This is a genomic window from Desulfobacca acetoxidans DSM 11109, from assembly GCF_000195295.1.
In the GTDB taxonomy this organism is placed as follows: Bacteria; Desulfobacterota; Desulfobaccia; order Desulfobaccales; family Desulfobaccaceae; genus Desulfobacca; species Desulfobacca acetoxidans.
In genome coordinates, this window is sequence record NC_015388.1 from 3,197,493 (window position 1) to 3,212,368 (window position 14,876).

The following is a 14,876-nucleotide window of genomic DNA, read 5'->3' on the forward strand; positions in this document are numbered from 1 at the left end:
CGGGAAAACACTGCCTAACTCTCGTTTATTCAGTTGATAACGAGATTCCTACAAAATCCACTTTTCCCTCTGGTGTCATTCTGAGTATAGCGGAAAATCTTGAATTTCTAAAAGTATGAGACCCTTCGCTGGGCTCAGGGTAATAGAAAAAACCGATTTTTTAACAGCTTTCAGTAAGGACAAATTCTCGCCGGCACCTTTCCTCCAACCCCTGTCTTCCGGAAAGAAGATTACGGAGGCGGTAAGATGTGATAAATTTAAAGCAAAAAACGATATCCTCTACTACCTGAGGCGTCGGTTAACTGAAGTGTTTCCCTCCAAGAAACGTGAATATTAAACTTTTTAGGTCTGAGATGCGAATCAGAAGGAATCTCAGGATTTCCGGCATCGTGCAAGGAGTCGGCTTCCGGCCGTTTATTTACCGGTTGGCGCTGAAACATTGCCTCGGTGGCTATGTTCGGAACACGCCTAGCTGCGTCGAGATTGCGGTTGAAGGTCTACCTGAGGGCTTAGAGGCGTTTTGCCGCGACCTTACCGATTCAGCCCCCATCCTGGCCTGTCTCCAGGAGGTAGTGAGTGAAGACGCTCCCCCCCTCGGTGAAGAGAATTTTTCTATCCTCGCCAGTCACGGCTCTGGCGAGGCCGCGGCGGTTATTCCCGCCGATATCGGCCTCTGCCCGGACTGCGCCGCTGAGATTTTAAGCCAGCAGAATAGAAGGTATTTCTATCCGTTTACCAACTGCACCAACTGTGGCCCTCGCTTCACTATTATCAAAAACCTCCCGTATGACCGGGCCCATACCACTATGGCTGGCTTTGCGATGTGCGACGCCTGCCGGCAAGAATATGAAAACCCCCTGGATCGGCGGTTCCACGCCGAACCCACAGCCTGCCCGGCCTGCGGCCCGGTCGTGTGGCTGGAGATCGGCGGCCGGCGAAGGAGCAGGGAGTGCCTGACCCGAGCAGCAGAAATGCTCTGGAACGGGAAAATTATAGCCATCAAAAGCCTTGGCGGCTTCCACCTGGCTTGTGATGCCCGCCAGGAGCCTGTCGTCCAGTTACTGCGGCAGCGTAAAGGACGTCGAGACAAACCCTTTGCCGTCATGGTTCGGGACCTGGCCGCCGCCGAGGCAATCTGTGAACTCAACAGGTTCGAAAAGTCCTGGCTGAGATCACCTGCCAGCCCGATCGTACTCGCCCGCCAACGGGCCAACCCCGGCATCGCGGCAAGCCTCGCCCCCGGCAACAGGTATCTGGGTCTCATGCTGCCCTACACCCCTTTACATCTGTTGCTTTTTCAGCACTCACCCGACGCTCTGGTTATGACCAGCGGCAACCGCAGCGAAGAACCCCTGGCATTTACCAACGACGAAGCGCGCCGCACATTAGGAGAACTGGCGGACGCCTTTCTCTTCCATAACCGCGACATCCATGTCCCCTGCGACGATTCCGTGGTACGGCCACTGCACGACGGTTCCACCATTATTCTCCGCCGGGCCCGGGGGTATGTCCCAGATACGATTCAACTTCCCCTCCCCTGCCGGGAGGATCTGTTAGGAGTGGGCGCCCAGGACAAGACTACCTTCGGCCTGGCCTGGCGCCGGACGGCGCTGCTCAGTCAACACCTTGGCAACCTGGACCTCGTTGAGACTATTGATTATTACCGCTGCGCTATCGACCACTTCCAGACCTTGAGCCGCCGCCGCCCCACTGTAGCGGCGCACGATCTGCACCCGGGATATGTAAGCACCTCCTATGCCAAGGGACTGGATAATGTCCGTCTAATCGCCGTCCAACATCATCATGCCCATATCGCCGCCTGCCTGGCGGAAAACGGCCGGCTGGAGCGCTGTCTTGGCCTGGCCTTCGACGGCGCCGGTTATGGACCTGATGGCACCATATGGGGAGGGGAAATTTTAGCTGCTGATCTTGCCGATTATACCCGGGTCGGCCATTTTGCTCCGGTTGTGCTTCCTGGGGGGGACGCCGCAGCTCAAAATCCCAATTTTATGGCCCTGTCATATCTCTTCGCCGTTTATGGCGAAGCCGCCCTTTCCCAAGCCGCCAGGCTGGGTCTGAGGTTTTCTCCCCTCCAAGAACGCCTCCTCCTGCGACAGATCACCACCGGTTGGCATTCACCGGTCACTACCAGTGCCGGCCGCCTTTTTGACGCGGTAGCCGCTGCCCTCGACATCTGCCGGGAGCGCACCTATGAAGGCCAGCCGGCGCTCGAGCTCGAAATGGTGGCGGAAGGACAAGATTGGGGGTATTATCCTCTCAAGATCGGTCATCATCACAATCAACTTGTCATTGACACGATTGCCCTTTTCCGCCAGGTAGTGGAAGACCGCCAAAGGGGTGTCGTACCGGCCGTCATCTCCGCCCGTTTCCACGAATCCCTGGCCCGTGGGTGCGTTGCCGCCTGCCTCACCCTGCGAGGGCGCCTGCGGCTCAACCTGGTGGCCCTCTCCGGAGGGGTTTGGCAGAACGCCCGGCTCTTTTTAAGAACGAAAGAACTCCTCACCAAGGCGGGTTTCGAGGTGATCTTTCACCGGCAGACGCCAGCCAATGACGGCGGTATCGCCTTGGGCCAGATAGCAGTAGCAGCGGCGGTTTTGGACCGGGAGCAGTAACTATTCCGCCGAGACACCTTAAACGATACTAACACTCAGCACTCCAAACTCAAAACTTGGAACTCGAAACTCTTACTCACATGTGTCTTGCCATACCTATGAAAATTATCGAAATCCAGGGGCTCATCGCCACTATGGAGGTTGATGGCATCATCCGGGAGGCTCGGCTGGATTTATTGCCTGAGGCTCATGAGGGTGACTATGTTTTGGTGCACGCCGGCCTGGCCATTGCCCGGGTCGACCCGGAACAGGCCTCTGAAACCTTGGCTTTGCTGCGGAAAATGATCGATGAAATACAGTGAAGAATATCGTGACCAACACTTGGTGCGCCAGCTCATTCGCCGGCTGCACACTGTGAAAACCGGACCGGCCACTATCATGGAGGTCTGCGGCACTCACACTATGTCAGTAGCCCGTTTCGGCCTGAAGATGCTCCTGCCCGATGGCATTAATCTGATTTCCGGACCCGGCTGCCCGGTCTGTGTTACTGACCAGCACGATTTAGACGGCTATCTGGCCCTGGGCATGCAACCTGGCGTCGTTTTAGCGACCTTTGGCGATATGGTTCGGGTACCGGGCAGCCACACCTCCCTGGATCAGCGGCGTGCCGTTGGCACCGACGTCCGGGTCATCTATTCTCCCTTTGACGCCGTGGAGATCGCCCGCCTCGAACCTGACAAACAGATCATCTTCTTCGGCGTCGGCTTCGAGACCACCATGCCAGCCACTGCCCTGGCCATTCTCACTGCTGCAGAGGCTAACCTGGAAAATTTTACTGTCTACTGTGTCCATAAGACCATGCCCGCTGCCCTTCAGGCCCTCCTTAGCCGCGGTGAGACCCAGATTTCCGGACTCTTGCTGCCGGGACACGTCAGTGCCGTTACGGGCTCGGCAGTTTTTGATTTTATCCCCGCTACCTTTCGTCTGCCCTGTGCCGTCACCGGCTTTGAACCCCTGGACATTTTATTGGGAGTAGAGTCCATATTAAGCCAATTGCGAAGAGGTCGGCCTCACGTTGCCAATGTCTACCAGCGTGCCGTTTCCCGCCCGGCCAATCCTAAAGCACAGGCAGTCATTCAAGAGGTTTTCCTAGCCAGCGACTCCTACTGGCGCGGCCTGGGTCTCATTCCTGGCAGTGGTATCAGTCTCCAGCCAAGGTTTCGCCATTTTGATGCCAAATACAGATTCGCCCGGATCCTGGCGGCTGTACCCCCGCCCTTGCCTACCCCGTGTCATTGTGGCGAAGTATTGCGTGGGTTCCTACGGCCATTGCAGTGTCCCCTCTTCGGCGACTCCTGCACCCCTTCCCATCCGATCGGCCCCTGTATGGTTTCCAGTGAGGGAGCCTGTGCCGCCGCTTACCGCTTCGGATGATCTCATCTGACAAGTTTAACACCTCATGATAACAAGGTTGACGCCGAGCAGCGGACGCATTACTATAAGCTAAACCGATTAACCCACATTGTTGGCGGTTTTTGATCAGCCTTGGCCATTCGCGGTAAAGGGCATATAAATACGTATAAAGGAGCAGACATGAGCGACGTTCTATGGCAACCGGATTATGAAGCCGCCGTTAAAGAAGCCAGCACCTCAAACAGGCCGATATTATTAGAGCTGTATATGGATGGCTGCGGTCACTGCGCCAGGTTGCACAAAGAGACTCTGGTGGATGAAAAAGTAGTCGCCGCAGTTAACGCCGGATTTGTCCCGGTACGCCATGAAGGTCGGGGACGCATGGACCTGGTGAAAAAATTCGACGTCAAAGGTGCCCCCACAACCCTGATACTATCACCTCAAGGACAGGAAAAACATCGGTTTGTCGGATTCCATGATCCTGGAGAATATCTCCGGGAGTTGGGCAAGATCAGCTAAACTATGGCTGAAGTCCAATCGGAGCGGCGCGGTCCGATGCTGTTCACTGTCTCAATGGGGGCCTTTATGGCCACCTTGGACACGAGCATCGTCAACGTCGCCCTCCCCCATATCACCCAGGATCTAGAAACCTCGCTGGCGGCGATCTCCTGGGTGATGATGGCCTATTTGATCAGCACCGCCTCTCTGTTGTTTATCAGCGGACGTCTGGGCGACATGTTGGCCCCGGGACGATTATTTCTGGCGGGAGTGGTCATTTTTGGTCTTGCTTCCGCAGCCTGCGGCATAAGCAGGAACGCCGGCGGGCTGGTGTTTTTCAGAGCTATTCAGGGAATGGGCGGGGCTTTGATGTTAGGACTGGCCCCCAAGATCATCACCACAATATTCGATGAAGGGGAGCGAGGTTTTGCCCTCGGCCTGTATTCCACCGCCTTCGCCTCCGGCATAAGCATTGGTGCGCCCCTGGGAGGTTTCATCACCTCGGCTTTCGGTTGGCCGTATGTGTTTTTTCTCAACCTGCCCATCTGTGGAGCGGTGTTCCTGGTCGGCAGCCACCGCTTGAATGCCCTGCCCTCTGCAGCGACATGGCGCCGTCATGCCCTGGACTGGCCCGGTGGTCTGCTTTTGATGATCAGTATCTCCCTGCTGACCTGGGCCTTGACCCAGGTGCGGTCTCAAGGCTGGCTGGCCGGGAGGACGCTGACAACTTTGGGAGCTGCCGTTTGCATGTTTATTCTGCTCCTGCTGGTGGAACGACACCAGGAAACCCCCCTGCTGCATAGAGAGCTCTGGGGCAGTCAGGCCTTCAGGCTTGGCTCAGCCGTGACGGTGTTGAACTTCGCTGCGGTAATGGGAACTTTCTTCCTGTTGCCTTTTTTTCTCGTGGAAATATTCCTGCTACCCATCGAGGCCGTTGGCTGGCTGCTGGCAGCGATCAGCATCTCCAGCGCCCTGGTATCGCCGGTGGGAGGGTTCCTGGCTGACCGGTGGAACAATCTGACTGTCCTGCGACTGGGCGCCGCACTGATTGTCTTAGGTCTGGGAACACTTATGTGGCTGCGGGCAGAGACTCCCTTGACTTCGGTAGCACTGGTTTTGGCCATTGTCGGCACCGGGTTCGGCCTGTTTCAAGCCCCTAATTTAAACGATGTATTGCAAGGCATCAGACCGGAGATGCTCGGATTGGCCGCCGGAACCAATTCGGTGCTCAAGAATATCGGTTCGCTACTGGGCATCGCCCTCATGGTGACGGTAGCCGCGGTAGCAGATCAACCCCAGGCAAATTTGGAAGAAGGTCTCTGTCTGGGGCTACCCTGCTTCCAGCGAGCCTTTCTTCTCGCCACGGGCATCGCAGCCTTAAATCTGCTTCTTAACCTCCTGCCTCGGAGAAGGGATTAGGGATCAGGGGAAAAAAAATACGGAGTACGGGTGGCCACACCGTGCTTTTCCTTGCCTTGTGGCGCTTCCTGTTCACGAACACTTTTCTGAGATTATTGTTATAATGCCAATCGCAGTCTGACCCGCAACTAACTCTGTCCCCAATAATTTAATCCTGCAATATCTCTTTACCGGAAACCGGAAACGATATAATTCGTCAACCTCCTTCATTCCTGCCTTTACAGAAAGTCCCCTGCCCTCTATAATATCCTCCAAACATCTGTACGGACATCAATCAGACAAGGAGGCGCCGATGGGCCGCAGGAGCTTGGCCATATGGGTCGTATGCCTGATGGTTGTGGTGGGAGGACGGGCAGCGGCGGAAACTGACAACCCGGTTCGCGCCATCGCCTATTGTATTATGGATGCCGATACGGGCACAATACTCTCTGCCCAGAATCATCAGATGATGTTGCCGCCGGCCAGCACCCTGAAGGTCGGAACGGCGCTCGTAGCCATCAATACCTTGCAATTGCAGGATAAAGTGCCGGTAAGCGTAAACGCCGCTCAAGCCCCGGCCTCAAAGATATATCTCAAGCCGGGAGAGATTTACAACGTCAACGACATGCTCTATGCCATATTGCTTGCTTCGGCCAATGACGCCGCCAGGGCCTTGGGCGAGCGGGTGAGCGGCTCGGAAGACCGTTTCGCCCGCTTCATGACCAAGCAACTCCGGGAAATGGGGGCATATCGGACAAATTTTGAGACCGCCTCGGGACTTCCCTCCGAAGGACAGTATTCCACAGCTTATGACCTGGCCTTTATCTTTCGGAAAGCTATGCAAAACCCTACCCTGGCCAGGATCATGAATACCAAGACCTTCACCTTGCAGGACGGTAAGGAAGTCTACAACCACAACCGCTTTCTCTTTACTACGGAATACGCCGTAGCAGGGAAGACTGGCTATACCCGGGCTTCAAAACATACCTATGTGGGATTGTTCCGGAACGGCGACAAGCGGATCATTGTCTCGATGATGGGAAGCCAGGGAAAATGGGCCGATCTTCGGACCCTGATCGAAAAAGGGTTTGCGGAATGCGGCGCCCCGATTGCCAAACTGCCGCCGGTAGAAGAGTCTCTGCGACGGCCTGGCACTTACGCCAGGGCTTCGGCCAAGAGCAGGACCCGAAAGTATGTAAAGGGTAAAACCCCTAAACGGAAGGTGCTAAGCGCCGGAGTTGTCTCTGGCACCGGAACTCAAACAAGCATCAAAAAGAAGTATTCCTCCGGCAGCTATCAGAAAAAGAAGATCGGCAAGAGCAAGGTGAAGACCAGCACCCGTTGTGTTGGCGATACAAGGAGCTAGAATCAATGGCAGGGCTTTTTAATCGGGTGCGCAACCGGCAGACCGGTCGGCGTTATCTCATTTCCACCATTAAGAAAGACGCCACTACTTTTGAAACCGCAGTCTTTGCAGCCAATTTTTTCTATCTTCCCCAAGGTTTGAGATTAAAAAACCCCTGTCTGGTTAAGTGCTGCCAGGATCCGGAGGAAGCCAACCTCCTGCATAAAACCCTCACCCAGCGACTCAAAGTGGAATATCCGGGACGGGTATTTCAAGACTACAGCGCCCCCTAAAAAAGCTTTTTGCTGTCCAACAGGAGCGTTACCGGCCCGTCATTGATTAGGCTGACCTCCATCATGGCCCGAAAACGACCGGTAGCTACGGGAAGCCCTAATCCGGCCAACGCCGCCACCAGCTCCTCATAAAGTTTCTCCGCCAACTCCGGCGGCGCCGATTGATCAAAAGAAGGCCGCCGACCCTTGCGGCAGTCACCTAACAGCGTGAATTGCGGGACTACCAAAACCGCTCCTCCTACCTCCGCCGTCGTGAAATGCAGCAATCTGTTCTGTTCCGGGAATATACGAAGATTAGCAATTTTATTGGCTAGATAGGCAACATCGTCTGGACCGTCTTCCTTGGCCACTCCTGCCAATACCAAGAGACCTTGATCAATCTGACCGACAATCTCGCCGTCCACCCTGACTGCCGCCGACTTGACCCGTTGTATGACCGCCCTCATAATACCTCAGTCGATAAAAATTCCTATTTGGTAACACTCAGTTGTTTGGAGCTAATACAAGTTCACATGTTTTCAAGACCACAACGAAGCATGAAAGAATAATTGGTGGCATAGGCCTCCTGGCCTGTGCATCAGCGTGCCGGCTGCAAAGCCTGCACCACCTTCTTTCATACAAGTGCACATGTTCTGCCGAACACAACGAAGCATAAAAACAGAATCGTGGCGGCTGCTCACAATAATGTTTTTGCTGCTCACGGCTCACGGCTCACTGTTTTTATATAAGATTTGCCCCCATCGGATCGACCTGCCGCTGCTGCAGTGTTGTAGGGCGAGAAAGCGCAGCGCCTCCCGCCTTCTGGGGCTGCAGTGTTGTGGGTCGCAAAATTTGACCGCCTTGACAGCACCTGGCCATTTAATTATCATAAAGTTGGCCTTCTGCGAAGCATCAAAAAGAATACCGTTACTTTGCTGCTCACCGCCGGCCGCCTACTGCCTACTCATCCAAGGAGATCATACCCATGGCTATCATTGCTCCCTCAATTCTGTCCGCAGATTTTTCCTGTCTTGGGAAGGAAGTTCGAGCAGTGGTGGAGGCCGGCGCCGATTGGATTCATATTGATGTTATGGATGGGCACTTTGTCCCGAACATCACTATCGGACCGCCGGTGATCAAGGCCTTGCGAAAGATTACCGACCTGCCTTTTGACGTCCACCTGATGATTGCTCAGCCGGAGGGGTATATAGCCGATTTTGTCGAGGCTGGTGCCAATATTATTTCGGTGCACGTGGAGGCCTCCACCCACCTGCATCGGACCCTAACCGAAATTCGCCGATTAGGCTGCAAACCTGGGGTCGTCCTAAATCCGGCCACCCCTCTGGAAACCATCACGTACGTTTTGGAAGAAGTGGATATGGTGCTGTTGATGACCGTCAACCCCGGCTTCGGGGGCCAGGAATTTATCAACGCCGTCTCTCCCAAGATTGAAAAGCTCCGGGAGATTATCGATCGCTTGAACCTCCCCGTGGCCATCGAGGTTGATGGCGGAGCCAACCTTGAAACAATCGCAATCATGGCCAGGGCCGGGGCCGATATCTTCGTCGCCGGCAGCGCCATCTTCAATCAACCCGACTATAAGGCCGCCATCAGCAGATTACGCACCGTGGTCGACAGAGCTCAGGGCGAACGGACGGTAGATCGTCAAGAAAGGTTCTAATACTAATTTGATGTCAAATATGGAGAAATTGAAAAACTTTCGGTGGCACAGGCGTCCCGCCTGTGCAATATTGAACAGGCCGAAAGCCTGTTCCACCTTATCCGATCGACCTTTAAGTCATCTGTTCTAAACTCTCACTTTGATGTTAAATTAGTCTAATTCAGTCTATTAAATCGAATTCAGACACATCACATTGGAGCCACACCCGCAAAACCTTATACCAGTCTTCAGCTCCTCTAGTGATCGAATGAGGTTTTGAAAGCTCATTTCCTTAACAAAATACTCTTTGATATCACAGAGAATATTCAACCGAAGACCAGGAACCGAAAGCGGTTCTATCGGTGCTGGGTTATCGTGATATTTTTTGTCCTTGTCCTGGCGGGCCAAGGCGCCGCGGCAGACTCCTTTGCCGAAGCCAGGGCGCGCATGGTGGAAAAGGATTTAAAAGGCCGGGATATCATTGACGTTCGGGTTTTGGCGGCCATGGCCCAAACCCCGCGCCATCTGTTTGTGCCTCAACATCTGGAGCGATGGGCCTATAACGACCATCCCCTGCCCATCGGCCATGGCGCCACCATCTCCCAACCCTACATCGTCGCCCTGATGACTCAGGCGGCGGCGGTACAATCCGGCCAGCGGGTGCTGGAGGTCGGCACTGGTTCCGGCTACCAGGCGGCGGTTCTGGCTACCTTGACCGATCAGGTTTATACTATCGAGATCTCGCCCGAATTGGCCCGGAGCGCGGCCGACCGTCTGCAGAAGCTGGGCTACCACCAGGTTCAGGTCAAATGCGGCGACGGCTACCAAGGTTGGCCGGAAGCCGCCCCTTTCGACGCTATCATCGTCACTGCCGCCACCCGGGAAATTCCCCCCGTCCTGAAAGCCCAACTCAAAGACGGCGGCCGCCTCATTATTCCCCTAGGCTCCCTCTTTGGCCCGCAATACCTCCTTCGCCTCACCAGGGACGGTCATAACTTCCGGGAAGAAATGCTCTGCCCGGTGGCCTTTGTCCCCCTGATTAAGCCTGAAAAGTAAGGGCCGTCAGACCTAAGGAAACCACACCAGAAGGCGGATTGCCTCGGTCTGTTCAGGCCAAAAGACTCTCGCCGATCTCAAAGGCCTCGGTGAAGGCCTGCAGTCCGTGGCGACCGCCATTGACCAGACGGCGGGCGGTGGCCAGACTCCCGTCTAACAACGCCTCTTTGATAGGCCTTTCTTTATCCTTGAGGAACAGAGCCAGAATCCGGGCAGCGATCTCAGGATCGTTGGCCTTATCAGGGTGGTTGACCAGTTCATCCCCCAGATTTAATTCCCGGCTGTATTTTTGATAATTATGGCGGCCGGTCAATTGGATAAAACCTCGCCCCTTAAACCGCTCACCGTCGCCTTGGCCCTGATTGCCCAGATCCCGGCGGAAATCATAGAGATCATAGGGGTGACCCGCAGGAGAGGTATTGTACTTTGATTTATATTCACTGATAGGTTCAAACCCCGCAGTCTCCGCCCGGATGGTGGAAAGGGCCATCAACACCATCTTTTTATCTTCTAAACCGGCATCCTTCAGGGCTTTCAACACATAAGGCAGATACCGTTTAATATTATTAATGGGTGCGTCGGGAAACATCTCCGCCACCAGGTCGACGGTCACGTCCGGCGCCAGACCTAAAGCCTTGGCGGGCTGAATCGGAGGCGCCTGTAAACTCAGGGCCGCCATGGTCTGCGGCCCGGCAATGCCATCGGCATCCAACTCCCGGCTCTCTTGAAAGGCAAGCACGGCTCTTTCGGTTTTTTCTCCAAAAACTCCGTCCAAGGGTCCGGGATCAAAACCTAAAGCGGCCAACTGTTTCTGCAGCGCCTCGACATGCGGGCCGCTGGCGCCGACCTGCAGCAACAGCGTCTCACCCGCGGCTTCCTCCGTTTCTGCCAGCTCCAGGGCAGCCAAGGTCTTGGGGCCGACGATGCCATCGGCCAGAAGATCTTCGCTCTTTTGAAAAGCGACGACGGCCGCCTCAGTACCGGAATCAAAGACGCCATCCAGGCGCCCGGGATCAAACCGCAAATCCTTCAGCCGCTTCTGGAGCTCTAAAACTTCGGATCCCTTGGCCCCCAGCTGCAGCGCTTGGGCGACGCGCACCTCGGACAACCCGGGGCGTTCCGGGGCCTCTCCGGGAACCGGCGGGGCTTCGGGTTCGCCACTCCAATTATCAATCGCCGCCGCTAAATTCCCCGACCAGGTTTCATCGCCGCCAGACGGATATTGACCGGCGTGGAGGACGCCGACCTGTAGGCCCTGCAATTGCAGGTGTGGTTTCTCCCAACTCAAGGGCTCAAGACCCACCTCCCGACCTAACTCATGTAGTCGATCCCACCACTTGCCTTTAGCGCCGGAATCGTCCCAACTCCAGGCGTTGTGCTCAAAGAGGACAAAATCCGCAGCCACGCCGTATTGGTGATTTGACAGCCAGGGTCTGGCCTTGGTCACGATACGCCCCGGAGTTGTACGCCCTTGGGCATAGAGACGGCGCTGCCTCTGAGGGCTGCGAAATCCCTCAAACACGAGGAAAGGAAGTCCCTCGGCAGCCAATTTCTCCAGTAAGGCCTTGACCTTTTCCCGAAAAAGCGGATGGAGATGCTCTAACGCATTGTCTCGCTCCTGTGCCATGTGACATCCTCCTTCTTGGTTGCCTGCAATTGTGAAACCATAGTACGGGGGAAATAATTAAAAATAATTATAGGATAATTTATATCTGATATAAAGAAATTTTATAATCATTTTTAAGAAAATTGTAACACTTCAGTTGTGTGGGACGAATACAAGATTTGCGGCTACGGATGGGCCTGTCGGTGGTGTAGTACTGCAGGGTGGGCGCTGTGCACCGCTCCTTGATCAAATTTCTCAGAATCTGGTGGAAGATAAGGAACCGCAAGCGAATTCATTTGCCACATGGCCCTCAGAAGTGCCATAATAGGAAAACAACGGTTTGAGTTTTGGCGCAATTTTGCTGAAAATGACGGCAAGTTAAGATCGAATCTGGCTGAACAAACCTAAAGCTAGCGTATTACCTTTAAAATAACCGGCCGGCCGAGATAGAAAACATGGCAATTGAAGAGAAAACGACACCTTTTATAATAAAGGAAGCCTCGGATAACGATCTGGATATGGAAAGCCTGGGGCGGGATTTGAATGAAAACCTCTTTTACTACTTGGGTAAATCACCCCTTGTCGCCACCCTCCAGGATATTTACCACGCTTTTGCCCTGACGGTGCGCAAACGCCTGCTGCAGCGATGGATCAATACCAGCATGGCTTATGTCAAACAGAAGGTAAAGGTGGTCTGCTACTTTTCGGCTGAATACCTGCCGGGACCGCACTTGGGAAACAATCTGTTAAACCTGGGCATCTTTCCGACCATCAGCCAGGCCTTTGCTCGGGTCGGTGCCAATCTAGATTACTTCTTGGATCAGGAAGAAGAACCTGGCCTGGGCAATGGCGGACTGGGCAGGTTGGCGGCCTGTTACCTGGATTCCCTGGCAACGCTGGAGATTCCCGCTATCGGATATGGGCTGCGCTACGAGTTTGGCATCTTCGACCAGGAAATCCGGGACGGCTGGCAGGCAGAAATCACCGATAAATGGCTCCAGTGGGATAACCCCTGGGAAATCCACCACCCTGAAATCGCCTACGAAGTTAAATTGGGAGGCTGTTGCCAGACCCACCCCGATCGCGATGGCCGCCTCGTAGTCCACTGGCACCCCGAACGGGTAGTAAAAGGAGTGGCCTACGATACACCGATTTTGGGATACAACGTCAATACCTGCAACGTCTTGCGGCTGTGGAAGGCCGAGGCGATTGAGTCGTTTGACTTTCAAGCCTTCAATAAAGGGGATTACTATGACGCCGTGGATGAGAAACTGGTGTCCGAAAACCTCACCAAGGTTCTCTATCCCAATGACGAACCTTTTGAAGGCAAGAAGCTCCGTCTGGAACAGCAATATTTTCTCTGTTCCTGCGCCCTCCAGGATATGATCCGCCTCCACCTGCACTTCGCCCCAAATCTCGGCGATTTCCACGAAAGCTGGGCGGTGCAATTAAATGATACCCACCCAGCGATATCGGTGGTGGAACTGATGCGCCTGTTGGTAGACGAACGGCAGATCCCTTGGGATCAGGCCTGGGACACAACTAGAAAGGTCTTCAGTTATACCAATCACACTCTACTGCCGGAAGCCCTGGAAAAATGGCCTCTGCCTCTCTTTGCTCAGGTGCTGCCCCGTCATCTGGAAATTATCTTTGAGATCAATCGGCGTTTCCTGGACAGCGTTCGCCTGAGATATCCCGGCGATAACAGCAAAGCAGCCAGACTCTCTCTCATCGATGAAAGCGGCGATAGATACGTCCGCATGGCCCATCTGGCCTGTGTCGGCAGTCATGCCATCAACGGGGTGTCGGCGCTGCATACCGAGTTGCTCAAGAGCTCCACACTGCAAGATTTTTTCGAGCTCTGGCCTGAGAAATTTTACAACATTACCAATGGGGTAACGCCGCGGCGTTTCCTGGCCTTGAGCAACCCGCGTCTAACTGCCCTGATAAATTCAAAAATCGGTAGCGATTGGATCAAAGACCTTTACAAACTTAGACAATTAGAAGAATTTGCTGAGGATCCCGATTTTCAGCAATCCTGGCGAGAGGTCAAGTTGGCCAACAAACGCCAACTGGCGAACGCCATCAAGGCGCGCACCGGCATCAGCGTTGATCCACAATCCATGTTTGATATCCAGGTGAAACGCCTCCACGAATACAAGCGCCAGCATCTCAATGTCTTGCACATCATCACCCTCTACCTGCGGCTGAAGAAAGACCCAACCCTGGAGATTACTCCACGCACCATTATTTTCGGGGGCAAGGCGGCGCCGGGTTACTTCATGGCCAGACTCATCATCAAACTGATCAGCTCGGTAGCCGAGGTCGTTAACCGCGACCCAGACGTCAACGACCGTCTCAAAGTGGTATTTTTCCCAAACTTCAACGTCAAAAATGCTCAAAAAATTTATCCGGCGGCTGATCTTTCGCAGCAGATTTCCACCGCCGGCAAAGAGGCTTCCGGCACCGGCAACATGAAATTCGCCTTAAACGGCGCCCTGACCATCGGCACCTTGGATGGCGCCAATGTCGAAATACGTGAAGAAGTGGGACCGGAGAATTTCTTCCTCTTCGGCCACACCGTGGAGGAGGTCCAGTATATCAAGGCCCAGGGCTATAACCCATATCTCTACTATCAATCCAATGAACATCTTAGGGAGGTTATCGATCTGTTGCGCTCCGGGTTCTTTGCACACGGCGATCGTGATCTCTTCAGACCCCTGGTGGAATCACTGCTCTACCAGGATGATTATCTGCTCATGGCCGATTACCAATCCTATATTGAGCGGCAGGATGAAGCAGGAATGACCTTTCTGGACAAAAAACGCTGGACCCGGATGAGCATCCTCAATACGGCACGCATGGGAAAATTCTCCTCCGATCGGGCTATCCAGGAATATTGCCAACATATCTGGCAAGTTAAGCCAACCTTCATCGAACTGCAGGACATTACCTTAGAGCAGGTGAGGTTGAACATCTGATTAAACCAGAGGAACCTAACGGCTGAGTGACCCAGACCTTCCAGGGAAACCTTCGCCTGAATAATCAGGTTGCG

Annotated in this window: 12 protein-coding genes; 10 read left to right on the top strand and 2 right to left on the bottom strand. The window is 54.3% G+C overall.

Translation table 11 applies throughout. The annotated features are described in order from the left end of the window. The first annotated feature begins 353 nt into the window (after positions 1-353). From hypF to DESAC_RS14490, 7 genes are all read left to right on the top strand, one after another. Positions 354-2,633, top strand: coding sequence for a carbamoyltransferase HypF (hypF, locus tag DESAC_RS14460; protein WP_013707804.1), 2,280 nt, complete (start codon positions 354-356; stop codon positions 2,631-2,633). Positions 2,634-2,713: 80 nt separating this feature from the next. Beyond that, entirely contained in the window at positions 2,714-2,935 is a 222-nt protein-coding gene (locus DESAC_RS14465) for a HypC/HybG/HupF family hydrogenase formation chaperone (protein ID WP_041284013.1), read from the top strand. Further along, positions 2,922-4,007 (top strand): hydrogenase formation protein HypD, encoded by a 1,086-nt coding sequence (gene hypD, locus DESAC_RS14470; RefSeq protein WP_013707806.1) that lies wholly within the window; start codon positions 2,922-2,924, stop codon positions 4,005-4,007. The genes DESAC_RS14465 and hypD overlap by 14 nt, the downstream gene beginning before the upstream one ends. A 159-nt stretch (positions 4,008-4,166) precedes the next feature. Next, on the top strand, positions 4,167-4,505 hold the full coding sequence (locus DESAC_RS14475) for a thioredoxin family protein (RefSeq protein ID WP_013707807.1): 339 nt from the start codon (positions 4,167-4,169) through the stop codon (positions 4,503-4,505). A 3-nt stretch (positions 4,506-4,508) separates the two neighbouring features. Further along, entirely contained in the window at positions 4,509-5,903 is a 1,395-nt protein-coding gene (locus DESAC_RS14480; protein ID WP_013707808.1) for an MFS transporter, read from the top strand. A gap of 292 nt (positions 5,904-6,195) precedes the next feature. Then, a complete protein-coding gene (locus DESAC_RS14485; RefSeq protein ID WP_013707809.1) occupies positions 6,196-7,248 on the top strand; it encodes a D-alanyl-D-alanine carboxypeptidase family protein in 1,053 nt (350 codons plus the stop codon). 5 nt (positions 7,249-7,253) lie between these two features. Then, entirely contained in the window at positions 7,254-7,520 is a 267-nt protein-coding gene (locus DESAC_RS14490) for a hypothetical protein (protein ID WP_013707810.1), read from the top strand. On the opposite strand, the gene dtd is transcribed toward DESAC_RS14490, so the two are convergent. Next, positions 7,517-7,966 (bottom strand): D-aminoacyl-tRNA deacylase, encoded by a 450-nt coding sequence (gene dtd, locus DESAC_RS14495; protein ID WP_013707811.1) that lies wholly within the window; start codon positions 7,964-7,966, stop codon positions 7,517-7,519. The genes DESAC_RS14490 and dtd overlap by 4 nt on opposite strands. Before the next feature lie 518 nt (positions 7,967-8,484). Between dtd and rpe the strand changes: the two genes are divergently transcribed. Both rpe and DESAC_RS14505 read left to right on the top strand, forming a co-directional pair. Beyond that, positions 8,485-9,180 (top strand): ribulose-phosphate 3-epimerase, encoded by a 696-nt coding sequence (gene rpe / locus DESAC_RS14500; RefSeq protein ID WP_013707812.1) that lies wholly within the window; start codon positions 8,485-8,487, stop codon positions 9,178-9,180. A gap of 354 nt (positions 9,181-9,534) precedes the next feature. Continuing rightward, complete coding sequence (locus DESAC_RS14505) at positions 9,535-10,215, top strand: protein-L-isoaspartate(D-aspartate) O-methyltransferase (RefSeq protein ID WP_218915692.1); 681 nt, start codon at positions 9,535-9,537, stop codon at positions 10,213-10,215. A gap of 52 nt (positions 10,216-10,267) precedes the next feature. Here DESAC_RS14505 and DESAC_RS15940 read toward each other — a convergent pair whose 3' ends face one another. Then, positions 10,268-11,842: a peptidoglycan-binding protein gene (locus DESAC_RS15940; RefSeq protein WP_013707814.1), complete on the bottom strand. Its 1,575-nt coding sequence runs from the start codon at positions 11,840-11,842 to the stop codon at positions 10,268-10,270. 434 nt (positions 11,843-12,276) lie between these two features. Between DESAC_RS15940 and DESAC_RS14515 the strand changes: the two genes are divergently transcribed. Then, positions 12,277-14,802: a glycogen/starch/alpha-glucan phosphorylase gene (locus DESAC_RS14515; RefSeq protein ID WP_013707815.1), complete on the top strand. Its 2,526-nt coding sequence runs from the start codon at positions 12,277-12,279 to the stop codon at positions 14,800-14,802. The last annotated feature ends 74 nt before the right edge of the window (positions 14,803-14,876 follow it).

Bases quoted from the DNA above. Each gene is read 5' to 3' on its own strand.
- DESAC_RS14490 (WP_013707810.1), top strand. From the start codon at position 7,254: ATGGCAGGGCTTTTTAATCGGGTGCGCAACCGGCAGACCGGTCGGCGT.
- rpe (WP_013707812.1), top strand. From the start codon at position 8,485: ATGGCTATCATTGCTCCCTCAATTCTGTCCGCAGATTTTTCCTGTCTT.
- hypF (WP_013707804.1), top strand. From the start codon at position 354: ATGCGAATCAGAAGGAATCTCAGGATTTCCGGCATCGTGCAAGGAGTC.
- DESAC_RS15940 (WP_013707814.1), bottom strand. From the start codon at position 11,842: ATGGCACAGGAGCGAGACAATGCGTTAGAGCATCTCCATCCGCTTTTT.
- DESAC_RS14485 (WP_013707809.1), top strand. From the start codon at position 6,196: ATGGGCCGCAGGAGCTTGGCCATATGGGTCGTATGCCTGATGGTTGTG.
- DESAC_RS14515 (WP_013707815.1), top strand. From the start codon at position 12,277: ATGGCAATTGAAGAGAAAACGACACCTTTTATAATAAAGGAAGCCTCG.
- DESAC_RS14480 (WP_013707808.1), top strand. From the start codon at position 4,509: ATGGCTGAAGTCCAATCGGAGCGGCGCGGTCCGATGCTGTTCACTGTC.
- DESAC_RS14475 (WP_013707807.1), top strand. From the start codon at position 4,167: ATGAGCGACGTTCTATGGCAACCGGATTATGAAGCCGCCGTTAAAGAA.
- dtd (WP_013707811.1), bottom strand. From the start codon at position 7,966: ATGAGGGCGGTCATACAACGGGTCAAGTCGGCGGCAGTCAGGGTGGAC.
- hypD (WP_013707806.1), top strand. From the start codon at position 2,922: ATGAAATACAGTGAAGAATATCGTGACCAACACTTGGTGCGCCAGCTC.
- DESAC_RS14465 (WP_041284013.1), top strand. From the start codon at position 2,714: ATGTGTCTTGCCATACCTATGAAAATTATCGAAATCCAGGGGCTCATC.